Origin of the sequence: Catellatospora sichuanensis (assembly GCF_007483665.1) — a bacterium.
In the GTDB taxonomy this organism is placed as follows: domain Bacteria; phylum Actinomycetota; class Actinomycetes; order Mycobacteriales; family Micromonosporaceae; genus Catellatospora; species Catellatospora sichuanensis.
Genome location: NZ_VIQO01000025.1, coordinates 105,167 through 127,780, shown reverse-complemented (window position 1 = coordinate 127,780; position 22,614 = coordinate 105,167). Strand labels below are relative to the sequence as shown.

Below are 22,614 nucleotides of genomic sequence, written 5' to 3'. Positions count from 1 at the left end.
CTCAGGACAGGGGGTTGGCGGCGGGGACTGCCAGCAGGTCGAGGAAGGCATGCTGGGTGTTGCCGGTGTCGCGCAGCAGCTCGCGGGCCTTGGCGAGGGGGATGAAGCGGCAGGTGACGACCAGGCCGGTGTCCCAGACGCCGGGATCGCCGATGACGGTGTGCCGCCACTGGCCGCGGTCGTCGTCGCTGCGCAGGTGGAAGTAGACGTTCAGGTACGGCCGGCGGGTGTCGGCGAACCGGCCGCTCTGCACGCCCACGACGCCGAGCACGGCCAGCGGGCCGGACACGCCGGTCTCCTCGTACGTCTCCCGGACCATCGCGTCGTTGAGCAGCTCGCCCCGTTCGACGCCGCCGCCGGGCAGGTGCGTGCCGGGCGTGCTCGGATATTCGAAGATCAGCAGCTCCAGTGCGTCGTTCGCGCCGCGCGTGACGTAGCCGGTCACCCGTACGCGGGTGGGCCGGTGCGCACCGATGCCGATGACCGAGACGAACAACCCGACCTGGACCACCGTGACGAGCAGCGCGCCGACCGCCCACCACAGCGGGAAGTCGCCGAACACCGACGCGACGACCAGGCCGAGCCCGAGGCCGCCCGCGATGGGGGCGGTGACCTGCCACCACAGCGGCGCGGCGGCCAGCCGGCGGCGGTCACGCCAGATCCACCACCAGGCCAGCGCGGATCCGGCCAGGGCCAGCACCGCACCGACCGTGTCGAGCAGTCCGGGGCCGTGCGCGTCGCTGAACGAGATCATGCGGGGCCCGTCGTCGGGCAGGGCCAGCAGCAGACCGCCCAGCAGGGTGCAGACCGCCCAGGCGGTGATGACGTGAGCACGGCGCACCTTGGGCTGCTCCTCCACTGACGACGGTGGTTGCACCATATCGGCCCGCCTCACCGTTGTGGGGGAGCGTCGTGGTGTCCGGCCAGCAGCTCCTGGAACCAGATCTTCGCCTTGATCGCGGGCCGCCGCAGTTGCACCTCCCGCCAGGTCGACTTGGCCAGCTTCGCGGCGGCCTTCGGGGTCGGCCTGGTGTAGCGCCAGCGTGCCCAGGGGGAGTGCGGGCGGGCCAGCCGGATCGCGCCGACGATCAGCAGCACCGGGACGAACAGGCCGATCAGCCCGGTCCAGATCTTGCCCTTGACCAGGGTGAGCAGCACCAGCCCCAGGTGGGTGGACGCGATCGCCCCGGCGATCGCCCAGCCGATGCCGCCCGCGGCGGCGGCGGCCAGCATCAGCGAGTCGATCCCGGCCGGGCGTACGCCGAGCACCAGCAGCCCTGTCACGGCGACCGCCACGAACACCGCGTCGATCGAGGTGCGGCCCTTCTCTGACCAGTAGACGTCCTCCAGGTGCAGGATCAGCGCGAACTCGTCGAGCACCAGGGCCGAGCCGATGCCGAACAGCGCGGCGAGGATCGACCGCCAGACGACGTACTCGTCCGGCACGATCAGTGCGGCCACCCCGGCCACCAGCATGAACACGACGCCGAAGACGACGTGGTGGATGTGCAGGCCGCCGCCGGGGGTGACGTTGCCGGGCCACCACTTCACCTGCGCCCGGATCATGCGCACCGAGAACCGGATGAAGACGAACCCGAAGATCACCCCGGCGAAGAAGCAGAACAGGGGCAGGCGGCCGGTCTCCACGACCGTGCGGTGGAACCAGTCGGACACCGTCCCACCTCCGCCTCCATACCTGAGCTTTCATCGTATTTGCTGCGTTAAGTCTAGTGAGTGCCATATGTTCGTGTTGACGGCCTGGATACTTCGCCGACGAGACGAGGTGGCACGTGGACACGGCGACCCGCGCGAAACGCGACTGGCGGGAATCGGTGCCCCGCGTATTCGCCATCCTGATCGCCTGCATCGCCCTGATCAGCGCCCTGGCCGCAGTCGGCGGCGCGATCGGGCACAGCACCCAGACGGTGCGCCGGGTGCTGGACGACGTCCTGATCCCGGTCCCGGCGAACCTCGCGTACGCCGCGTTCATGGCGGTCCTCGCCGCGGCGACCGCACGGCGCAAGCGGATCGCCTGGTGGACCATGATCGTCTACCTGGTCATCGACGTCGGATCGAGCGTGCTCGCGCTCGGCGTCATCACGCTGGTGCCCGAGGGCGAGCTGGTCGACGATGCCGGAGTGCCGCTGTTCAGCGGCTGGGGCCGGGTGGCCACCAGCATCGCCGTACTCGTCGGCGTCGCGGGTCTGGTCATCCTGTTCCTGGCCCGCAACCAGTTCTACGCCCGGATCCGCAAAGGCGCCGTGTGGAAGGCCCTCGCCGTCTTCGCGGGCGTCGCCGCGGTCGGCATCGGCCTCGGCTACAGCCTCGTCGCCGCGTTCCCCGGCACGCTCGGCTCGGACGCCGGCGAGCAGCTGGCGTACGCGGCGGAGAAGGTGCTCGGCGGCGCGTTCGAGTTCGACGTGACCCGCGACGGCGCCGCGCCCGGCTGGGTCAACTTCGTGCTCGGCCTGTTCGGCGCGATCGCGGTGTTTGCGGCCCTGTTCACACTGCTGCGCTCACAGCAGGTCAACTCGGTGCTGGAGCCCGCCGACGAGGTGAAGGTGCGCGGGCTGCTGGACCGCTACGGCGAGCGCGACTCGCTGGGCTACTTCGCGACCCGCCGCGACAAGCTGGCGACCTTCTCGCCCAGCGGCAAGGCGGCGGTCACCTACCGCCCGGTCAACGGCGTGAGCCTGGCCAGCGGGGATCCGGTCGGTGATCCGGAGGCCTGGGGCGGGGCCATCGAGGCGTGGCTGGAGGAGGCGCGCAGCTACGCCTGGACTCCGGCGGCCATGGGCGCGAGCGAGGAGGGCGCCACGGCGTACCACAAGGCCGGGCTGAAGGTCCTCGAACTGGGCGACGAGGCGATCCTGCTGACCGACCGGTACTCCCTCGACGGCCGCGAGATGCGCCAGGTGCGCCAGGCCGTCAACCGGGTCGAGCGGGCCGGATACACCTCGACGGTGCGTCGGCACGCCGAGATCCCGCCCGACGAGATGAAGGAGATCGCGGACCTGGCCACGCGGTGGCGCGACACCGACAGCGAACGCGGCTTCTCCATGGCGCTGGGCCGCCTCGGCGACCCCAACGACGGGCAGTGCGTGCTGGTCGAGGCCCGCGACCGCGACGGCATCGTGCGCTCGATGCTGTCGTTCAGCCCGTGGGGCCGCCGCGGCCTGTCGCTGGACCTGATGCGCCGCGACCACGAGGCCGAGAACGGTGTCATGGAGTTCATGGTCACCGCGCTCATGAACGCCGCGCCCAAGCTGGGTGTGGAACGGGTGTCGCTGAACTTCGCGGTGTTCCGGGCGGTGTTCGAGGAGGGCGGCCGCATCGGCGCCGGGCCGGTCCTGCGGCTGTGGCGGCGGGTGCTGATGTTCTTCTCCAAGTGGTGGCAGCTGGAGCAGCTGTACCGCTCGAACATCAAGTACCAGCCGGAGTGGGTGCCCCGCTTCCTGTGCTTCGGCGAGCGGCGCGACCTGGCCAAGGTCGGCCTGGCCTCGGCGATCGCGGAAGGCTTCCTGACCGTGCCGGGCACCCCGGTCGCGGCACTGGACGCGACCGCGGCACCCGTGCTGGAGGGCCTGCCCGCACCGGCGGAACCGGCCGAGCTGGCCGGTGCGGCCCACGACGAGAGCGTCAACGAGCAGATGGCGGTACGCCTGGCCAAGCTCGAAAGGCTGCGCGCGGACGGCGTCGACCCGTACCCGGTGGGCTTCCACCCGACCGCGACCTGTGGGCAGATCCACGACCGGCATCCGGAGACGCCCGCCGACACGCGCACCGGCGACCGGGTGTCGGTGGCCGGCCGGGTCATGCTGCAACGCGACCATGGCCACATCGCCTTCGCGACCATCCGGGACTGGAGCGGTGAGCTGCAGCTGATGCTCGACCGCGACGTCGCTCCCTGGACCGAGGCCGTCGACATCGGCGACCACGTCGGTGTCACCGGCGAGGTGGTCACCACCAAACGCGGCGAGCTGTCGGTGCACGTCGACACCTGGGAGATCACCGGAAAGTGCCTGCGCCCGCTGCCGGACAAGCACAGCGGCCTGACCGACCCGGAAGCGAAGGTCCGTCAGCGCTACCTCGACCTGATCACCAGCAGTACGGCGCGCGACCTGCTGCGGGCGCGCAGCGCGGCGGTGCACAGCCTGCGCCAGTCGTTCAGCGACCGCGGCTTCATCGAGGTGGAGACGCCGATCCTGCAGCGCATCCACGGCGGCGCGAACGCCCGCCCGTTCACCACCCACATCAACGCCTACGACCTGCGCCTCTACCTGCGCATCGCGCCCGAGCTGTATCTGAAGCGGCTGGCCGTGGGCGGCGTGGAGAAGGTGTTCGAGCTGGGCCGCACCTTCCGCAACGAGGGCGTGGACTACAAGCACAACCCCGAGTTCTCCATGCTGGAGGCGTATCAGGCCTATGCCGACTACGACTCGATGCTGACGCTGACCCGCGAGGTGGTGCAGTCCGCGGCGCAGGCCGCCAACGGCGAGTGCGTGATCGTGCATGACGGGCAGCCGCACGACGTGTCCGGGGACTGGACCGTGCGCACCGTCGACGAGGCGATCTCGTCCGCGCTCGGCGAGGAGATCACCGCCGACACCGACGTGGAGAAGCTGCGCAAACTCTGCGACGACGCGAAGATCCCGTACGACCCGAAGTGGGGCCGCGGCGCGGTGGTGCTCGAGATGTACGAGCGTCTGGTCGAGGAGAAGACCGTCATGCCGACGTTCTACAAGGACTTCCCGACCGACGTGTCCCCGCTGACCCGGCAGAGCCGCGTCGACGCGCGGCTGGCCGAGCGCTGGGACCTGGTCGCCTTCGGCACCGAGCTGGGCACCGCGTATTCCGAGCTCACCGACCCGATCGAGCAGCGCCGCCGGCTCACCGAGCAGTCGCTGCTGGCCGCGGGCGGCGACCCGGAGGCGATGGAGCTGGACGAGGACTTCCTGCAGGCGCTCGAGTACGCCATGCCGCCCACCGGCGGTCTCGGCATCGGCGTCGACCGGCTGGTCATGCTGCTCACCGGTCGGTCCATCCGGGAGACCCTGCCGTTCCCACTGGTCCGCGGGAACCGCTGACCTTCCCGTCGTGCGGGGTGCCGGTCGCAAGCGGCGGGCGCCCTGCCCTTTTCTTCCGCCTTCTGGCGCCCGCCGTTCCCGTCGTGAGGCGAATCCTGCTCGTGAATAGACCGAGCGCGACGATTCGATACGCCCCTTTTGGACATTTTGCTATGGTGCAGATACGTAGGCCGCAGGAGGAGTCATGCGTGCCGGATCAGCACCCGGGAACGGACGGCGCGTGATCGTCACCGCGCTGGTGCTGGGCGTCGTCATCCTCGTCGGTGGATTCCTGCTCGGACACCTCGCCGGCAGCCGCTCCCGGGCCGGGCTCGGCGACCGGCCGGAGGGCGGCCCCAAGATCTCACGTGATCGGGTCGCGCCGCTGGCCCGGCTGGCGCTGCCGCCGCTGCCGCCCCAGCCCCAGCCGATCACCGGGCCCGACCGCCCCCCGCTGCCCGTCGAGCGCGGCGGCCCGTTCGGCAGCCGGTTGACCACCGGCACCCCCGAGGTCGCGCTGACCTTCGACGACGGACCTGACGAGGTGTGGACGCCGCAGGTGCTGGCGCTGCTGCGCGACTACGGTGTGCAGGCCACCTTCTGCATGATCGGTTCCAAGGCCGCCAAGTATCCGCAGCTCGTGCGTGATGTCGTCGCGGACGGGCACACGCTGTGCAACCACAGCTGGAGCCACGACGTGTGGCTGGGCCTGCGCGACGAGGAGACGGTGCTCGCCGACCTGCGCCGCACCAACGAGGCCCTCACCAGGGCGGCACCGTCGGCGCGCATCTCCTACTACCGCCAGCCGGGCGGGAACTGGTCACCGGTCGTGGTGGCCGCCGCTCGGCGGCTGGGCATGACCGCGCTGCACTGGCGGATCGACCCGCACGACTGGCAGCTCGGGCCGTCGCACCGCATCGCGGCCGATGTGACCTCGCAGGCCACCCCGGGCGCGATCGTGCTGTTGCACGACGGCGGCGGCGACCGCGGCCGGACCCTGTCCGCGCTGCGCACCATCCTGGCGAACCTGATCACGCGGTTCCACCTGGCCCCGCTGCCGCCGGGCATGGAAGAGCCCCGGCCATCCGGAACCGGTTGGTTCGGACGGCCGGGGCAGTGATTCACCGCCGCGGTGGCGTGCGGTTATCGCGTCAGAGCGTCGACGACCTGCTGGGCGCGGGTCTCGTGCTTGGCGTAGTGGTACGGGAAGGCGGACACCTGGACCTCCTGGATGGCCAGGGTCAGCGGCATGTCCTGCCAGCCGGTGACGTTGTCGAGGGCCTTGTAGAACTGGGTCGCCGCGTACTTCGGCTGCATCAGGTCCCGCACGGTGCCCCAGCCGGAGGTCGGGCGCTGCTGGAACAGGCCGACCGAGTCGTGGTCGGAGCCCTCACCCTGGTTGGTGTAGTTGTACGACTCCGCGTACACGGTGCTGGCCAGGTTGTACAGCTGGCTCTCCTGCATCGCGCAGGCGACGGCCGCCACGTAGGCGCGCTTGGGCAGGCCCAGCTCCTTGCCGGCCTGCACGATCGCCTGGGCGTTGCGCATCTGGGTCATGTCCAGCCCGGCGACGGGGCGCAGGACCGGCTTGGGGGCGGCCTTCGGCTTCACGGCCACCTTGGGCTTTGCGGCGATCTTGGGCGCTGCCTTCGGGGCGGCCTTGGGCGCTGCCTTGGGGGCTGCGGCCTTCGGCTGGGCCTTGGGCGCTGCCTTGGGGGCTGCGGCCTCGACCGGCTTCACCGCGGTGGTCGCGGCGCGGTCCATCGACCGCGTCGCGGCCTGGTCGGCCACGGCCCGGCTCGCGCTCGCGGTCTGCAGGGTCACCTGGTGGTCGGGTGCGCCGGCACCGGCCGCCACTCCGCCGACCGTGGCGGCGCCCAGGACGCCGACGAGGCCGGTCACTGCCATCAGCTTGCGCGAGTCGGCCGACTTGAGCCGGCTGATCGCCTCCGCGAGGGACTTGAGGGGACTGGTCAGGGGATTCTGGCGGGCGGCCGCTCGGTGACGGCCGACTCCGCGCTGCTCGTGTGCTCCGTTGCCACGCATTCGACGAGCTTAGAAAGGAGATCGACCGGTGCCCACCTGCGAATAGTGGCCCGGACCACTGTTGAGCGCTACGAAGGTGCAGTTCACGGCCCCACTCCAGGCTTTCAGGCTGTGTTGATGTAGTACTTTCGGCTGATGGCAATACGGACATTTCACTCAGTCTTGGTGGCCGACCAATAGGTCTGAAACGGGCTGAAACCGGATAATCTATGAGTCGGAGTCAGGTGGGAGCGCTATGGACTGGAACCTGCTGGCCTGCGCCCGGCACCACCTGAGCTACGCCCCGGACGAGCCCGAACTGCGCGATCACCTGCGGGTGCACACCGTCGAGGGAGCGGCCTGGCGCTGCCTGCGCTGCGGGGACTACGTGCCCGGCCCGCCGCGCGCCGCCGGCCCCGCAGACGAGGCCCCCGTGCCGCTGCGCGGGCAGCTGCTGCGCGACGCCGTGGTGCTGCGGGCCCTGGCGGTCGAGCGCGTGGTCCGCGGTGGGCTGCTGCTGCTGGGGGCGTACGCCGTCTGGCGCTTCCGCGGCGAGCAGCCCGCCGTGCGGGCCGAATTCGACCAGGACCTGCCCCTGCTGCAGCCGCTGGCCGACCGGCTGCACTGGAACCTGGCCGACTCGCCGCTCGTACACCTGGCGCGCACCGCCCTGGCCACCCGGCCGCAGACGCTTTCCTGGATCACCGCCGGGCTGGCCTGCTACGGCCTGCTCCAGCTCGCCGAGGGCACCGGGCTGTGGCTGCTGCGCCGCTGGGGCGAATACCTGGCCGCGGTGGCCACCGCGGCGTTCATCCCGCTGGAGGTGTACGAGCTGATCGAGCGCGTCACCTGGGTCCGCGTCACCGCCCTGCTGATCAACATCGGCGCGGTGGTGTTCCTCGTCTACCGCAAGCGCCTGTTCGGCGTACGGGGCGGCCGGGCCGCATACGACGCCGAACGCCACCACGCCAGCCTCATCCAGGTGGCCCGCGCCGCCACCGGCACGTGACGCCCACGGCTCGCCGAGCGGCAACTCTTGAAGAGTCGCGGCATCCAGAGGCGCTTGAGACCGCGACTCTTCAAGAGTTGCGACCCGGGGATGGACGTGAGCGCCCGCCCGGCGGGGCCGGGCGGGCGCTGGTGCAGACGGTCGCAGATGCGGCCGGTGGTGTCACTGGCCGAACAGCTTGCCCATCATCTGCTGGAGCTGCTGCGGGTCGGGCATCTGGCCCTGCGGCGTCGCCTGGTTCACGATCTCCGGCAGCACCTTGGCGAGGTCGTCGGCGGCCTGGCGCGGCGTGGTGCCGGCTTCCTCCGCCACGTGCTCGAGTGTGCCGCCGCCCAGCGCCTGCTGCAGCTGCGCGCCGGTGACGTTCTCGTTCTTGCCGGTGCCGATCCAGGACTGCACCTGGGGGCCCAGGCCCGACTTGCTCAGCTGATCCACCAGACCGCTGAGGTTCGCCTGACCGCCGCCGCCGCCGCCGCCGCCGCCGCCACCGCCGCCGCCGCTCATCTGGCTGAACAGGCCCTTGAGCAGGCTCTGGATCTGCGGGTCGCTCATCAGCTTCATGATCTGGTTGAGGTCGACTGCCATTTCCCGTTACCCCCGTACTCGGTGCTGGACACTCTTCCTCGACCCTAGGGGGTCGGCCGAACGGCTGAAGCAAAAGCAGCGAAATGGCCTCTGGCATGGACATGCTTCGTCCAGAATGTGCCGCATGACGGAATACACCGATCAAGAGCGCCAGACCCTGCGCACCGCGGCTTTCGGCGCCGTGTTCCTCGTGTCCCATGCGGACCCGGGCTTCTTCGCGAGCTTCAAGGAGAGCATCGCCGGCGCCAAGGCGCTCGCGGGTGCGTCACCCGAGTTGCAGAGCGTGTTCAAATCCGGCGGCCTGCCCGAGATCCCCAAGGGATCCCCGGCCGAACTGGAGTCCGGTGTGCTCACCGCGCTGCAGCAGTCGGCAGGCATCCTGCAGGCCAAGTCACCACAGGACCTGACCGAGTTCCGCTCGGTCATCACCGCCGCCTGCGACCACGTCGCCAACGCCTCCGGCGGAGTCAAGGACACCGAGACCGCCGCCATCGCCAAGGTCAAGTCCGCCATCGGCGCCTGACCGCTCTCGATCGTTCGACTTGCCTGGCACCCGGGCGTATGTGTGGTCAAGATACGCACGGGTGCCAGGCAGGTCCGTTGATCGTGGGACCGGTCAGGGGAGTAGGTGGGCGGCGGCGCGGAGTTGGGTGGCGTGGCGGTGGAGGTCGGTGACGATCTCGGTGACCGTGGTGTCGCGCAGGCGGGCCAGGGGGACGGAGACGCTGATCGCGTCGACGGCCGGCGTACGCAGTGGCACGGCGACGGCCAGGCACATGATGCCCTCGGTGTTCTCCTCGCGGTCCTCGGCATGACCGGCCTCGCGCACCCGGGCCAGCTCGGCGTGCAGGGCGTCGGGGGTGGTCAGCGTGTGCGCGGTGAGCGCGGTCAGCGGCCAGTCGAGCAGGCGGTCGACCTCGGCGTCGGGGCGCGCGGCCAGCAGTGCCTTGCCCAGCGCGGTGGCATGGGCGGGCAGGCGGCGGCCGATCGCGCTGAACAGCCGCAGCGGATGGGCCGATTCGCGTTTCGCTATGTAAACGACGTTCGGCCCGTCGAGCCGGCCGAGGTGCACGGTCTCGCCGAAGCGGGCCGACAGCGCGTCCAGAGCGGCGTTGAGCAGCCCGATCGCGTCATCACTGTCCAGGTAGGCCGCGCCGACCTGCAGGGCGCGGACGCCGAGGCCGAAGCGCGAGCCGGTGGCGTCGGTCTCCACCCAGCCGCGCTGGCTCATCGTTCGCAGCAGACCGTGCAGGCTGCTCTTGGGGATGTCCAGCTCCCGGGACAGCTCGACGAGCCCGCGGGGGCCGCCGGCGGCGAGCGCCTCGAGCAGCTCGAGGGTGCGGTCGGCGGACTTCACCGGCGGGCGGTCGGCCCCCTGCTGGTTCATTGCCAATCCCTTCGTCTGCCACTATGGTCACATACGTGACTGTAGTTCACCAACATGAATGCTCATCTGACGTCATCCGGCTGCTCGCCGGTGACCGGCTACTGCCGGTGGTCATCCTTCCCGACGCGTCCGCGGCCGAGCCGCTGGCCGCCGCGCTCACCGCGGGCGGCCTCCACTCCATAGAGGTCACCCTGCGTACGCCCGCCGCGCTCGACGCGATCAAGCGGCTCGCGGCGTCCTCGGACCTGCTCGTCGGCGCGGGCACCGTGCTGAGCCCCGAGCAGGCCGAGCGGGCCGTCGAGGCGGGCGCCCGCTACGTGGTCTGCCCCGGCTTCAGCGCCGCGGTGGTGCGCCGCTGCCAGGAACTCGGCGTGCCGGTGTTCCCCGGCGTGGCCACCCCCACCGAGATCCAGATGGCTCTCGAAGCGGGCCTGGAGGTGGTGAAGTTCTTCCCGGCCGAGCAGCTCGGCGGCGCCCCGATGGTCAAGGCGTTGTCGGCCCCGTTCCCGGGCGTGCGCTTCGTGCCGACCGGCGGGGTGACCACCGCCAACCTCGCGGCCTACCTGGCCGTGCCGGCCGTGCTCGCGGTCGGCGGCACCTGGATGGTCGCCGCCGACCTGCTGGCCGCCGGGGACTACGCCGAGATCACCCGGCGTACGGCCGCGGCCGTCGCGGCCACCCGGCCGGCCGAGACCGACACGAGGGGAGAGTCCGATGCCCGTTGACGTCCGTCCCGCCGAGGACTGCCGATACGACCTGGTCTCGCTCGGCGAGGTGATGCTGCGCCTGGACCCGGGTGAGGGCCGGGTGCGCACCGCGCGTTCGTTCCGCGCCTGGGAGGGCGGCGGGGAGTACAACGTCGCGCGCGGGCTGCGGCGGTGCTTCGGCATGCGTACCGCGCTGGTCAGCGCGTTCGCCGACAACGAGGTGGGCCGCCTGCTGGAGGACATGATCCTCACCGGTGGCGTGGACACCTCGCTGGTCAAGTGGCTGCCGTACGACGGCATCGGCCGCACCGTGCGCAACGGCCTCAACTTCACCGAGCGCGGCTTCGGCGTGCGCGGCGCGGTCGGCGTCTCCGACCGGGGCCACACCGCCGCCGGGCAGCTGCGTCCCGAGGACGTCGACTGGGAGCACCTGTTCGGCACGCTGGGCGTGCGCTGGTTCCACACCGGAGGCATCTACGCCGCGCTGTCGGACACCACGCCCGACGTGATCGAGGCGGCGATGGCGGCTGCCCGCCGCCACGGCACGGTCATCTCGTACGACCTCAACTACCGCCCCAGCCTGTGGAAGGCGATCGGCGGCAAGGCGCGGGCGCAGGAGGTCAACCGGCGGCTGGCCCGCTACGTCGACGTGATGATCGGCAACGAGGAGGACTTCACCGCCAGCCTCGGCTTCGAGGTGCCCGGCACCTCGGAGGACCTGTCGGACCTGGAAGCCGAGAACTTCGAGAAGATGATCGGCCAGGTCGTGCAGGAGTACGACAACTTCAAGGTGGTGGCCACGACGCTGCGTACCGTGCGCAGCGCGACGGTCAACGACTGGGGCGCGGTGGCCTGGAGCCGCGACGGCTTCGCGCACGCCACGCACCGCCCCGCGTTGGAGATCATGGACCGGGTCGGCGGTGGCGACAGCTTCGCCAGTGGCCTGATCTACGGCTTGATCACCACCGGTGACCTGGGCCGCGCCGTCGAATACGGCGCGGCGCACGGCGCGCTGGCGATGACCACCCCCGGCGACACCTCGATGGCGACCCGAACCGAGGTCGAGGCGCTGATGGCGGGCGCAGGCGCCCGCGTCCAGCGCTGATCACGCGATCGGCAGGACCGCGTTGACCTGCGGAATGTCGCAGGTCAACGCGGCGAGGAGTTAGGAAGGGCACCTTCTATATCGCATAGCGATAAGAAGGTGCCCTTCCTTCGTTCAGGCGGTGGTGGGGAGCGGGTGGTACAGGTCGCGGGCGTGGTCGGCGACGGCCGCGCCGACGACGGTCGCCTCCAGCGGCAGCATGTCCAGGCACAGCCGGATGGCGTCGGTCATGCGTACCAGCGGCACCCGCATGGACAGCGTGCAGTGCGGCACCCAGGCCCCGGGCTGGTAGAACGAGCCGGTCTCGATGCCCGCCGCGGCCAGTCGCCCGTGCACGGCCGCGTGGTGGGCCAGCAGCTCGGCGGTCGGCACCGGGCCGAGCCAGAGCACCCGGCCCAGGAACTGCCCGATGTGGTCGAACGCCAGCTTGATCGGCGGCGCGATCGCCAGCCCCTGCAGCGCCGCCTCGACAGCCGGCCCGTCGAGCACGTCCGCGCTGGTGATGGAGAGATGCGGCCGGTGCTTGCGGTGGGTGAGATCGCGCAGGGTGGGCACGCCCTCGGCCTCCAGGGCGTTCCAGAGGGTACGCAGGCGCGCGGTGGCGACGGGGTCGAGATAGAGCTCCAGGGCGGCGGCCATGGTGGGAGACAGTACCTCCATGATCGTCCTCGGACGACCGAGTATTGACGGCCTAAAAGGTGCATTTCGCCGTACGATCGGACACCGTGAACCTGGATCCGTTCTACGCCGCGGTGGCCGCGATCAACTTCACCCTGCTCGGCCTGTGGCTGGTGGTGGTCACCGACCGCAAGGAGCTCAGCCGCCACGACGCCGCCTCGCGCCGCATGGCCTACCTGGTCTCCCTGCAGTTCGCCATCCCCGGCACGCTGTCCCTGCTGGCCCAGGTCGCCCCGACCGTGGTCCTGCTCTGGCGCACCGCCTTCACCCTGGCCGGCATCGCCGGCGGCATCGGCGCGATCCTGCTCGCCCGCCAGCTCCAGCGCCAAACCGGCACCCACGGCATCGCCAACCTGCTCCGCTACGTAGCCGTCCCCGCCTACGCCCTGGTCACCCTCATCGCCGTACTCCCCCCGAGCGCCGTCAAAGCACTGGGCATCGGCCTCACCCCACTACAACTCGAAGCCGTACTCCTATCCATCCTGGTCTTCCTCGGCGTCCAAGAAGCCTGGGCCGTAGCCATGGCCCCCCGCCCCACGGACACCCCCCACCCCGCGGACACCCCCCACCCCGCCGACGCCCCCCGCTGATCACGACGATCTTGCGCGAATGGTGGGTGCGACACGCCCACAACGGGCATACCCAACGGTTCACGCAAGATCGTCGCGATCTTCAGGACGGGTGTGCGGCGATGAGGGCGGCGACCATGCGGGGGACGGCTTCGCCGATGGGGTCGCGGACGACCTGGTCGGCGACGACGTCGTACGGGGTCGGCTGGGCGTTGACGATGGTGGTCTTCGCCCCTTCGGTCATGGCGATGGCGCACAGCGACGCGGCCGGCTGGACCTGCAGCGACGTGCCGACGGCCCAGAAGATCCGGCACGCCTTGGCGATCGAGCCGGCCTGGTTCAGCGTGTCGCTGTCCAGGTTCTCGCCGAACATGATCGTGCCGGCTTTGAGGATGCCGCCGCAGGACAGGCAGGCCGGGTCCGGGTCACCGGCCTCGACCCGGTCCAGCGCGTCACGCATGGTGCCCCGCTCACCGCAGCCCATGCAGCGCACCGTGAACATGGTGCCGTGCAGCTCCAGCACCTTGCGCGGGGTCGAGCCCGCCTTCTGGTGCAGGCCGTCGATGTTCTGCGTGATGATCCGCACCGGGAAGCCGGCCCGCTCCAGCTCGACCAGCGCGAGGTGCGCCGGGTTGGGCTGGGCGGTCCACGCCGCGTTGTCGGCACGGGCCCGCCACGAGGCGCGGCGCACGGCCGGGTCGGCCATGTAGTACTCGTACGTGAACATCTTCTCCGCGGCCGGGTCCCTGGTCCATACGCCCTGAGGACCTCTGAAATCGGGGATTCCGGAGTCGGTGGAGATACCCGCACCCGTCAGGATCGCGATCATCGGCTTGCGCTCGTTCATACGGTCCATGTTCCAAGCCGTTTCAAGCCGATTTACCCGGGGCCTGCGTGCATGTCTCCCCGGCTGTCGTCGGCTCACCGCACAGGTGACACCAGGTGGATTCCACCGGCTGGAGTGCCCGGAAGGCAACCAGATCACGCACGTCCTGGACGGCGGAGGGCTGGACGGCGAACGCCCACAGCTGCCAACTGTCCATGCCGTCATAGATCCAGCTGTGAAGTCGAGCGAAGAAGGCCGACTCGCCGCCGCCCCACCACAGGGCCCCTTCGCCGCTTGCTTCCGGAAGCACCGGCGGCAGCCCCGCGTCGGGGATCGACGGCGTGACCTTGTTGGCGACCCTGAACTCGAAGCTCCGGTGGGGCCGATGGCGCAGTTCCGCCAGCAACGCATCACTCTGAAGACGCTGCTCGACATTGCGGTTGAGAACCCTGTATGCGATGGGCTCGCCGTAGTCGACGGCAACGCGGCCGTCTACCAGCACATCCAGGCCCCACGTGAGGTCTCCGTCAACGATCCCGGCAAACGCCCAGCCTTGCTCGGTGAGGTAGGCCGTGGGGCCGCGCCTCGGGCCATGCCTTTTGACCCTCAGGCCATACGTCATGGGATTGCCGACCAGAAGTTTGTAGCCGATGCCGCCGAAGCGTTGCTCGAACCGGACCATCGCTTCGATGATCTCCTCCGGGGCTCTGCTCTCTCGCCCGCAGGCGTCGACGACCCGTCCCTCGGAACGGATCACCTCCTCCGGGGTCGGGTCGAATCGCCGCGCTTGGTCGAGGAATCCCTTCAGTCGTCGGCCCACCGACCGGTCATGGAGAATGTGCACGCGGCAAGGCTAGCGCCGCAGCTGAACAGCGGGGATCCGAGCAGCTCGATTCGACTGGGCTGGGCGGTATGAAGCGGCCGGCCGGGTGGACCGCGCTGCCGGCCGGCCCTGACCGGCGCGGCCTACGTCCGCGGGCGTCGGTGGTAGCCGGGGCCGCCCGGTTTGTCCATCTCACCGCGGTAGACACCGTCCCGGATCTCGGACTCGTATCCCGCGTACTCGGGCATGCCCATCTCCGGGCCACCGCCAGCTCGGCCTCCACGTCGTACGGCACCCGCACGAACTGGATCGAGAACGGCGCCTCGGCCTCGGACCCGTACACCCCCTCCAGGATCACGTACACCGGGGTCGGGTCGTCCATGGAGTTGCCGACGCTGCCGGTGTTGAACAGGGTGCGCCGGGCGCGGTCCACCTCGTAGTACGGGTCGTGGGTGTCGCCGTAGCCGACCACCGACGGTTCCGGTCCGTCGCCGGTCGCCGGGGTGTTGGCGAACATCGACAGGAACTCCGCCTCGTCGTGGTCGAAGCGGACGCGGTGGTGCACCGTGCCCGACGAGGCATGGTAGAGCCGTACGCGTCGCCCGCTCATCAGGAAGTCGTGGCTGAAAGGTAGCGCCCGCAGCCACTCGCCCTGCCCCTGCGACAGCTGCGCCAGCCACCACGCGAATGACTTCGTCGGGGTGTCGAAGGTCCGGGCGGGATCGGGCAGGAAGTCGTCCCAGTTGCCGAGGATGTTGACCTCGCACCGCTCCCGGCACAGGTCGATGACCTCACGCCCGCGCGGTCCCTTGCCGACGTAGTCGCCGAGATTGAAGATGCGCGTTATGCCGCGGGCGTCGATGTCGTCGAGGACCGCCTCCAGGGCGGTCAGGTTGCCGTGCACATCGGAGATCAGGGCGATGCGGTCGAGGGGCTGGCGCATTTCATGATCCTATTTGTGGCGCGGGCACGCCGCTGTCCCGTGCCGTGCACCACGGCGACCGGTCAGCGGGCGGTCAGGGGTTTGACCCAGCGCGACCACTGCGGCTGCCGCGCATAGCCGACGGCGGTCCACGCCTCGGCGGCGAGTTCGTTGGCGTCGAGCACCATCGCGTCGGCCCGCCGCCCGCCCAGGGCCGCGAACCGCTGCTCGGCGGCGTTCAGCAGGGCACGCCCGATGCCCTGGCGGCGGCGGTCCGGGTGCACGGCATACCGGTAGAGGTGGCAGCGCCAGCCGTCCCACCCGGCGATCAGCGAACCTACGATCTCGTCGCCGTCCACGGCCAGCAGCAGCGACTCGGGGTCGCGGGCCAGCAGCGCGTTTACCGCCTCGGCGGCGTCGCCGCGGTCGGTGTTCTCGGCGGCGGTCTTCCAGAAGGCGAGCAGCTGCTCGATGTCGGTGGCGTCGGCGGTGCGCAGGGAGAACGGCATGCCGGGATTCTCCCTGCCGCAGTGGAACGTGGCCGCGGTGCCCCTAGCCCGTCCAGGGCAGGAACATGAGCGCGGTGATGGCGGTGGACGCCGACGTCACGCCGAGCATGGCCGTCCAGAGCACGCTCAGCGCCGTCGGGGCCGGATTGCCGGCCAGGAACTGCCGGATGACCGTGGCACGCTCCGCGGCCGGGACCACCTGGTCGAGCCAACCTTCGGATTCGGCGTGGTAGAAACGCGTCCACAGCCGGGCGGCGTTGACCCCGACCGCGCTCAGCCCGCACAGGACCGAGGCCAGCAGCAGCAGGACGGCCTGCCGGCCCGCCAGGTCGAAGACGCCGCTGGTGGGGGGACCGACGGTGGCCGCCGCCACGCAGAGCAGCACGGTGCCGGCGAAGCCGAGCGCGGCGATGCCGTTGGCGGCGGACTGATACTGCCGCACCCGCCGCGAGGCCAGGAGAGCCAGCTGCAGGTGCACGTCAGGGGTGTCGGTCACGGCACTTTCTAGCATGGGCTGGCAATACCATGTGGTCCCTGCGTGCGACGGGTGCCCGCGGAGGCGCGACGGGGGGGTCGGTGGAGCGTAGGCGGACCGCACTGCGGGTGCGCGTGCACGCGGTGCCCGGGCAGTCACGGCTGCGCCGCGTCGTGGTGCCGGATCCGCCCCTGCGTGACACCCACCAGAGCCTGTTGCTGTGGCAGCACACGGGTGCGCTGACGGCGTCACGCGCGGACCTGTGGCGGTTGGGCGCACTGTTCCGGCTCGCCGCGGTGAGTCCGCACACCGCGGTCCACGTGCCGCTGCGGCGCAACCCGCGCGACGAGCACGCCGAGTTCTGGTCACGCGAACAGGGCCTCGGCGACCTGCTGATCATGCGAGGCGACGTGGGTCTGCGGCCGGCGCATTGGACCGCGCTACGCACCCGGCTGGGCCGCGGCCCGCGGCCGGGCAGGCTCGCCTTCATGAGCGTGCCGCCGCCGCGGCCGCCCGTCGCCGAGCCGGGCTGGGACTGGCGGGAGCACGCCCTCGGGGTGCATGAGCACGGGGACACGGTGTTCTGGTCGGGTACGGCGCGTGCCCTGTATGCCGCCGGCGACGATCTGACCTGGTGCTCCGGCCAGGTCTCCCGGCACGTGGACATCCGGCGGCACGGCGGGCCGGCCCTGCTCAGCCAGTGGACCGGTCCCGGCCGGCCGGACCGTTCCGCCGGCCGCCGGGACACCAGCTGGGAGTGCATGATCCTGGCGGTGGATCCCCGGCGGCGCCGGCCCTGACGGGTGTACGCGGTCAGGAACGCCGGCTCGTCGGCGTACAGGTCTGTGGTCCCTGTTAACGATCGGCTGCCATGCCCGACGTCGTGTGAGCGGCCGGGTCGGTCCCGTCCCCGCCGTGCCGAACTGCCGGAACGGGTCGACTCGAAGATCCGCGCTGCCGTAGGGAGGCATGCGCCTGTACCGCTGCGGCGCCCGCGAAGAGTGCCAGTGCGGCGAACAGGATCACTCGCACGGCCTGGTCGCCGATCAGCCGCACCGGGTGCAGGGGCAGCGATGCCAGGCCGAGCGCGAACACCAGGGTCACCACGGACCAGAACGGGATCGGCCGTGGCGCGGCCGTCGGCGGTCCCTGCCCGTACCAGCGCCGCAGCAGGCGGGTTCGGCCGACATGGACCAGCAGCGCGATGGCGGCGGCGAAGCCGACCAGGTTGGAGGCAGCGGACAGGAACTCCCACCACGGCATGGCCGGCCATGCCTGGCGATGCAGGAGCGGGAAGATGACGCGGCCGCCGTCGACGGTCGGATGGGTGAACGCGTCCCAGCCGATGTGGCTGCCCGCACCGATGAGCGCCGAGGTCGCGGTGACCCGCCGGCGATGACGTGCCAGGCCCAGCACGCCGTAGTCGCGCAGGGCCAGAGGGCCGCCTGCGGGCAGGTGCGCGGCGATCGTCGGCGCTGCCCAGCGGACCAACCTGGTGCCGACGACGGTCAGCGGCAACGCCCACCACAGGGGGGCGTGCCACGCGTGACTGTGGATCGTCACGCCGTAACCGTCGGCGGCGAAGGCGAGGTCGGGCGCGACTGTGCCGATCGTCAGCGCGACGCCGTCGAACCAGCGGGGACGCCACAGCTTGAGTGGGACGACGGCGACAGGATGGGTCGGCAGCGTCAGCGGCATGATCCAACCGTATAGAGGGTTCAGCCGTGACCATCAGCCCGCATCGCCCACGCGAGGCGGGCGACGTCAGGCCTGCCGGGTGTATGCGGTCAGGAACGCCAGCTCGTCGGCGTACAGGTCCAGGGTTCGTGACACGGACCGGTTGCCGTGCCCGACGTCGCCCTCGCTGCGCAGCAGCACCGGGCGCGTGCTCGACGTGGCGTGCTGCAGAGCGGCGGTGAGCTTGCGGGCGTGCAGGGGGTCTACCCGGCTGTCGCCGTCGAACACGGTGAACAGCACCGCCGGATAGTCCGTGCCCTCGTGCACGTGGTGGTACGGAGAGTAGGACAGCAGCCAGCCGAGCTGCTCCGGGTCGGCGGCGGTGCCGTACTCCCCGGCCCAGGTCGAGCCGAGGCCGAACAGCTCGTAGCGGACCATGTCCAGCAGCGGCGCGGAGCAGACCACCGCGGCGTACGCGTGCGGCCGCTGGGTCAGTGCCGCGCCGACCAGCAGGCCGCCGTTCGATCCGCCCATGATCGCCAGCTGGCCCGGGGTGGTCGTGCCCGAGGCGACCAGCCAGTCCGCGGCGGCGTGGAAGTCGTCGAAGACGTTCTGCTTGCGGGCGAGCATGCCGTCACGGTGCCACTGCTCGCCCTCCTCGCCGCCGCCGCGCAGGTTCGCCACCGCCCACACCCCGCCGGCCTCCGCCCAGGCGATGGCCATCGGCGAGTACCAGGGGGTCAGCGAGATGTTGAAACCGCCGTAGCCGTACAGCAGCGTGGGCCGTGGCCCGGTGGCGGGCGCGGCGGGCGCCACGACGAACATGCGCACGTCGGTGCCGTCGGCCGAGGTGTAGGTGACCTGCTCGGTCACCACGTCGCCGACCATTACCGCGCCGGGCGGCCGGGCCCACAGGCCGACCGTGTTGTCCCGGGCGTCGAAACGGTGCACGGTGCCGGGCGTGGTGTGGTCGCCGTAGCTGAACCAGGCCTCGTGGCCGCCGTCGCGCCGGGACGTCAGCGGGCCGAGGCTGCCCACGCCGGGCAGCGCCACCTTGGCGATCTCTTCGCCGGTGGCCAGGCCGTGCACGGTCAGCTCGCTGAGCGCGTGCCGGGTGGTGGCCACCAGCAGCACCGGCGACTCCAGCGCGGGGCCGTCGAGGATGGCGTAGTCGTCCAGCACCGCTCCGGCGTCCTCGGCGATCAGCTCGCGCCAGTGCGGGTACGCCGGGTCGGCGGGGTCGGCCACGCACAGCCGCCACCGGGGCGCGTCGCGGTTGGTCTGCAGGTAGACCAGCCCGCCGTGGAAGTGCGGGTAGGTCATCGCGTCCACGCCCTGCTGCACGGGGCGCAGCGCGGGCGCGTCCGGCGGGCTCGCCGACAGGTCGGCCAGCCACAGGTCGTTGCGCGGGTCGGTGCCCTGGGTCTCGCTGATGGTGAGCCAGCGCCCGTCCCGCGACACCCGCGGCATGAAGTAGCGGCCCCGGGGCGAGCCGTCGCCGAGGATCAGCGGGTCGGTGTCCGGGTCGGTGCCGAGCCGGTGCAGGTACACCCGGCGGTGCAGCTTCGGGTCGTCGCCGTCGACCGTACCGGGCGCGAGGAATCGCGAGTAGTAGAAGGCCTCGCCGCCGGGCAGCCAGGCGATCGCGGTGTGCCGCATCCGGTCGATGGGCCCGTCCACGATCGTGCCGGTGGCCACCTCCATCACCCGCAGCAGCGGCTCCTCGGTGCCGCCCACCGACAGCGCGTACGCCAGCAGCGTGCCTTCCGGCGACGGGTAGTACCAGTCCAGTGTCGTCGCGCCGGTCGGGTCGACGGCGTTCGGGTCGAGCAGGACCCGCTCGGTCCCGTCGGCCTCGATCACCAGCAGCACCGCGTGGTCCTGCTCGGCCGCCCGCCGCTGGAAGAAGCCGCGATCGCCGTACCAGACGGGTGCCGTCACCGCGCCGACGGCGAGCAGCTGCGCCAGCCGGTCGCGCAGCGCACCGCGTTCCGGCCAGTTCGACCGGGCGGCCGCCAGCAGTTCGGCCTGCGCCCGGGACCAGGCCGCGGTGTCCGGGTCGGCGGGGTCCTCCAGCCACCGGTACGGGTCGGCGATCCGGTGGCCGTGGATCTGCTCCACGAGGTTCAGCCGGGCGGCAGGCGGGTAGGCGGAGGGGGCGCGGTCGGTGGACATGCCGTAAAGGATGCACGACACGTGGTGTTGTCGCACGTGCGAGTAGCGGCGTCTGACGCTGGCCGGTACACCCGGCAAGCCGGACATCGTGGACATGACCGGGTCGGCGGGCGATTGCCCGGCGGATGGTGACCGACGAGCCTAGGGTGACGGCTATGCGAGGTTTGATCGTCGAGGCGGGACGCCCGAACTCGGCCCGATACGTCGACGACCTGCCCGAACCGGACGCGTCCGAGGGGCAGGTGCTGGTGGCCGCCGTCGCCGTGGGCGTGTGCGGCACCGACCGCGAGATCGTCGCGGGGGAGTACGGCACCGCGCCCGGCCCCGGAAACCGCCTGGTCATCGGCCACGAGTCGCTGGGCCGGGTCATCTCCGACGACTCCGGCCGCTGGCAGCCCGGCGATCTGGTCGCGGGCATCGTGCGCCGGCCCGACCCCGTGCCCTGCGTCAACTGCCTGGTCGGCGAGTGGGACATGTGCCGCAACGGCCAGTATGTGGAGTGCGGCATCAAGGAACGGCACGGCTTCGCCCGGGAGCGCTGGCGCGTCGAGCCCGACTTCGCCGTCGGTCTGGACGCCTCGCTGCTGGAGGTGGGCATGCTGCTCGAGCCGACCAGCGTGGTCGCCAAGGCCTGGGAGCACATCGAACGCATCGGTCTGCGCGCCCGCTACGACCCGCAGACCGTGCTGGTCACCGGCGCCGGCCCGATCGGCCTGCTGGCCGCGCTGCTGGGCCGCCAGCGCGACCTCGACGTGCACGTGCTCGACCGGGCCACCGAGGGCCCCAAGCTCGACCTGGTCGCCGGCCTCGGCGCGACCTACCACACCGGCCAGGTCTGCGACCTCGACTTCGAACCGGACCTGGTCCTGGAGTGCACCGGCGCGCCGCCGGTCATCGCGCAGGTCATCGACCAGGTCGGCCCGAACGGCACGGTATGCCTCACCGGCGTGTCCAGCGGCGGCCGCAAACTCGCCCTGGACCTCGGCGGCCTCAACCGCGACATGGTCCTGGAGAACAACGTCGTCTTCGGCTCCGTCAACGCCAACCTGCGCCACTGGCAGGAGGCCGCCCACGCCCTCCAGTCCGCCGACCAGGCCTGGCTCTCCGCCCTGATCACCCGCCGCGTCCCCGCCGCCGACTACGCCTCAGCCCTGGAGAACCAACCCGACGACATCAAAGTCGTCCTCGACTTCGCCCCCTGAGCCGTCAACCGAAGGAAGGGCACCTTCTTATCGCTATGCGTAGAGGAAGGTGCCCTTCCAAACACCTCAGTGCCGCTGATCAGGCGCCGCGGGCGGTGGTGGCGAGGATGACCTCGGCGAGCAGGGCCGGGTCGTCGCTCATCGGCACGTGACCGCACCCCGGCAGGGTCACGTGCCGCGCCTGCGGCAGCCGCTGCCGGGCGGTCCCGGCCTGGCGCGGCAGCAGGATCCGGTCGCGATCGCCCCAGGCCACGGTCACCGGCACGGAGGGCTCGCCCCGGAACTCGTAGCCTCGCGCGGCGACCCGTGCCACCGGCCCGAACCCGGCGCCGGTCCGCAGCGCGAGGGCGTCGGCGATTGCTCGCTCGGCGTCGAGCCGGCCGGGGTGGCGCATCAGCATCGCGAAGGCCAGGGCCCGGGTCCGCGAGGGCCGCATGTTGGCGCGCACCATCGGCTGCGGCAGCAGCGTGCCCCAGCGCAGCGCGGTGAGCACGGTCAGCGCGTACCGCACCTGCCAGCGCTTCCAGAAACCGGCCGGAGCGATCGCGGTCGCGGAGGCGACGAGCCCGGCCGCGGCCAGCTCCAGGGCGATCGCGCCGCCGAGGCTGTTGCCCGCCACGTGCGGCCGGTGCAGGCCCTGCTCGTCGAACCACGACGCGACGGCGGCGACGGTCTGGGCCATGTCGCCGGGCATGCCGCCGGGGGGCACCGGCGAGCGGCCGAAGCCGGGCAGGTCGATCGCGATCACGTCGTGGGCCTCGGCCAGCAGGTCGAGCACCGGCTCCCAGGCCCGCCAGTGATGGCCGATGCCGTGGATCAGCACCAGCGGCTCGCCCGCGCCGCGCCGCTCGTACGCCACCTCGATCGTCATGCC

The 22,614-nt window shown here is 71.3% G+C and carries 23 protein-coding genes; 9 read left to right on the top strand and 14 right to left on the bottom strand.

Annotated features, from left to right (window positions below; translation table 11 throughout):
- Nucleotide 1 precedes the first annotated feature (1 nt).
- Together FLL47_RS31265 and FLL47_RS31260 are read right to left on the bottom strand one after the other, a co-directional pair.
- Nucleotides 2-841: an NUDIX domain-containing protein gene (locus FLL47_RS31265; RefSeq protein ID WP_144125708.1), complete on the bottom strand. Its 840-nt coding sequence runs from the start codon at nt 839-841 to the stop codon at nt 2-4.
- 50 nt (nt 842-891) lie between these two features.
- Nucleotides 892-1,674 carry a hypothetical protein gene (locus FLL47_RS31260; protein WP_144125704.1) on the bottom strand — a complete coding sequence of 261 codons (783 nt, stop codon included), beginning with the start codon at nt 1,672-1,674 and terminating at the stop codon, nt 892-894.
- A gap of 116 nt (nt 1,675-1,790) precedes the next feature.
- Here FLL47_RS31260 and lysX point away from each other — a divergent pair, with 116 nt between their 5' ends.
- Together lysX and FLL47_RS31250 are read left to right on the top strand one after the other, a co-directional pair.
- A complete protein-coding gene (gene lysX / locus FLL47_RS31255; RefSeq protein WP_144125701.1) occupies nt 1,791-5,087 on the top strand; it encodes a bifunctional lysylphosphatidylglycerol synthetase/lysine--tRNA ligase LysX in 3,297 nt (1,098 codons plus the stop codon).
- A 184-nt stretch (nt 5,088-5,271) separates the two neighbouring features.
- Nucleotides 5,272-6,186 (top strand): polysaccharide deacetylase family protein, encoded by a 915-nt coding sequence (locus FLL47_RS31250; protein ID WP_144125698.1) that lies wholly within the window; start codon nt 5,272-5,274, stop codon nt 6,184-6,186.
- A 23-nt stretch (nt 6,187-6,209) separates the two neighbouring features.
- Here the strand turns inward: FLL47_RS31250 and FLL47_RS43205 are convergent, their stop codons facing one another.
- On the bottom strand, nt 6,210-7,112 hold the full coding sequence (locus FLL47_RS43205; protein WP_186316012.1) for a hypothetical protein: 903 nt from the start codon (nt 7,110-7,112) through the stop codon (nt 6,210-6,212).
- A gap of 235 nt (nt 7,113-7,347) precedes the next feature.
- On the opposite strand from FLL47_RS43205, the gene FLL47_RS31235 reads away from it, so the two are divergent.
- Nucleotides 7,348-8,100 carry a DUF2127 domain-containing protein gene (locus tag FLL47_RS31235; RefSeq protein WP_144125689.1) on the top strand — a complete coding sequence of 251 codons (753 nt, stop codon included), beginning with the start codon at nt 7,348-7,350 and terminating at the stop codon, nt 8,098-8,100.
- Nucleotides 8,101-8,262: 162 nt separating this feature from the next.
- Here the strand turns inward: FLL47_RS31235 and FLL47_RS31230 are convergent, their stop codons facing one another.
- Complete coding sequence (locus tag FLL47_RS31230; RefSeq protein ID WP_144125687.1) at nt 8,263-8,685, bottom strand: YidB family protein; 423 nt, start codon at nt 8,683-8,685, stop codon at nt 8,263-8,265.
- Between the two features lie 124 nt (nt 8,686-8,809).
- Between FLL47_RS31230 and FLL47_RS31225 the strand changes: the two genes are divergently transcribed.
- Complete coding sequence (locus FLL47_RS31225) at nt 8,810-9,208, top strand: hypothetical protein (RefSeq protein WP_144125684.1); 399 nt, start codon at nt 8,810-8,812, stop codon at nt 9,206-9,208.
- 93 nt (nt 9,209-9,301) lie between these two features.
- Here FLL47_RS31225 and FLL47_RS31220 read toward each other — a convergent pair whose 3' ends face one another.
- A complete protein-coding gene (locus FLL47_RS31220; RefSeq protein ID WP_144125681.1) occupies nt 9,302-10,072 on the bottom strand; it encodes an IclR family transcriptional regulator in 771 nt (256 codons plus the stop codon).
- A gap of 35 nt (nt 10,073-10,107) precedes the next feature.
- Between FLL47_RS31220 and FLL47_RS31215 the strand changes: the two genes are divergently transcribed.
- Together FLL47_RS31215 and FLL47_RS31210 are read left to right on the top strand one after the other, a co-directional pair.
- A complete protein-coding gene (locus FLL47_RS31215) occupies nt 10,108-10,797 on the top strand; it encodes a bifunctional 4-hydroxy-2-oxoglutarate aldolase/2-dehydro-3-deoxy-phosphogluconate aldolase (RefSeq protein ID WP_246158904.1) in 690 nt (229 codons plus the stop codon).
- Nucleotides 10,787-11,884: a sugar kinase gene (locus FLL47_RS31210; RefSeq protein WP_144125675.1), complete on the top strand. Its 1,098-nt coding sequence runs from the start codon at nt 10,787-10,789 to the stop codon at nt 11,882-11,884. Before FLL47_RS31215 ends, FLL47_RS31210 begins: the two co-directional genes overlap by 11 nt.
- Nucleotides 11,885-11,998: 114 nt before the next feature.
- Here the strand turns inward: FLL47_RS31210 and FLL47_RS31205 are convergent, their stop codons facing one another.
- Nucleotides 11,999-12,544 carry a 2'-5' RNA ligase family protein gene (locus tag FLL47_RS31205; RefSeq protein ID WP_342780362.1) on the bottom strand — a complete coding sequence of 182 codons (546 nt, stop codon included), beginning with the start codon at nt 12,542-12,544 and terminating at the stop codon, nt 11,999-12,001.
- A 65-nt stretch (nt 12,545-12,609) separates the two neighbouring features.
- On the opposite strand from FLL47_RS31205, the gene FLL47_RS43200 reads away from it, so the two are divergent.
- Nucleotides 12,610-13,152, top strand: a complete 543-nt coding sequence (locus tag FLL47_RS43200) for a hypothetical protein (RefSeq protein WP_186316011.1) — start codon at nt 12,610-12,612, stop codon at nt 13,150-13,152.
- Between the two features lie 82 nt (nt 13,153-13,234).
- On the opposite strand, the gene FLL47_RS31200 is transcribed toward FLL47_RS43200, so the two are convergent.
- From FLL47_RS31200 to FLL47_RS31180, 5 genes are all read right to left on the bottom strand, one after another.
- A complete protein-coding gene (locus FLL47_RS31200) occupies nt 13,235-13,978 on the bottom strand; it encodes an SIR2 family NAD-dependent protein deacylase (RefSeq protein ID WP_144125672.1) in 744 nt (247 codons plus the stop codon).
- A 22-nt stretch (nt 13,979-14,000) separates the two neighbouring features.
- Nucleotides 14,001-14,801: a hypothetical protein gene (locus FLL47_RS31195; RefSeq protein WP_144125669.1), complete on the bottom strand. Its 801-nt coding sequence runs from the start codon at nt 14,799-14,801 to the stop codon at nt 14,001-14,003.
- Nucleotides 14,785-15,723 (bottom strand): metallophosphoesterase family protein, encoded by a 939-nt coding sequence (locus FLL47_RS31190; RefSeq protein ID WP_222106281.1) that lies wholly within the window; start codon nt 15,721-15,723, stop codon nt 14,785-14,787. The genes FLL47_RS31195 and FLL47_RS31190 overlap by 17 nt, the downstream gene beginning before the upstream one ends.
- 62 nt (nt 15,724-15,785) lie before the next feature.
- The gene (locus tag FLL47_RS31185) at nt 15,786-16,211 is read right to left on the bottom strand and encodes a GNAT family N-acetyltransferase (RefSeq protein WP_144125667.1); all 426 of its coding nucleotides are present in this window, start codon (nt 16,209-16,211) and stop codon (nt 15,786-15,788) included.
- A gap of 43 nt (nt 16,212-16,254) precedes the next feature.
- Nucleotides 16,255-16,707 (bottom strand): hypothetical protein, encoded by a 453-nt coding sequence (locus FLL47_RS31180; RefSeq protein ID WP_144125664.1) that lies wholly within the window; start codon nt 16,705-16,707, stop codon nt 16,255-16,257.
- A gap of 80 nt (nt 16,708-16,787) precedes the next feature.
- Here FLL47_RS31180 and FLL47_RS31175 point away from each other — a divergent pair, with 80 nt between their 5' ends.
- Nucleotides 16,788-17,486 carry a hypothetical protein gene (locus tag FLL47_RS31175; protein WP_144125661.1) on the top strand — a complete coding sequence of 233 codons (699 nt, stop codon included), beginning with the start codon at nt 16,788-16,790 and terminating at the stop codon, nt 17,484-17,486.
- A gap of 55 nt (nt 17,487-17,541) precedes the next feature.
- On the opposite strand, the gene FLL47_RS31170 is transcribed toward FLL47_RS31175, so the two are convergent.
- Nucleotides 17,542-18,384, bottom strand: coding sequence for a DUF4184 family protein (locus tag FLL47_RS31170; protein ID WP_144125658.1), 843 nt, complete (start codon nt 18,382-18,384; stop codon nt 17,542-17,544).
- Between the two features lie 66 nt (nt 18,385-18,450).
- Nucleotides 18,451-20,538 carry a prolyl oligopeptidase family serine peptidase gene (locus FLL47_RS31165; RefSeq protein ID WP_144125655.1) on the bottom strand — a complete coding sequence of 696 codons (2,088 nt, stop codon included), beginning with the start codon at nt 20,536-20,538 and terminating at the stop codon, nt 18,451-18,453.
- A 155-nt stretch (nt 20,539-20,693) separates the two neighbouring features.
- Here FLL47_RS31165 and FLL47_RS31160 point away from each other — a divergent pair, with 155 nt between their 5' ends.
- Nucleotides 20,694-21,740, top strand: coding sequence for a glucose 1-dehydrogenase (locus FLL47_RS31160; RefSeq protein WP_144125652.1), 1,047 nt, complete (start codon nt 20,694-20,696; stop codon nt 21,738-21,740).
- Nucleotides 21,741-21,819: 79 nt separating this feature from the next.
- Here the strand turns inward: FLL47_RS31160 and FLL47_RS31155 are convergent, their stop codons facing one another.
- Nucleotides 21,820-22,611 carry an alpha/beta fold hydrolase gene (locus FLL47_RS31155; RefSeq protein WP_144125649.1) on the bottom strand — a complete coding sequence of 264 codons (792 nt, stop codon included), beginning with the start codon at nt 22,609-22,611 and terminating at the stop codon, nt 21,820-21,822.
- Between the last annotated feature and the right edge of the window lie 3 nt (nt 22,612-22,614).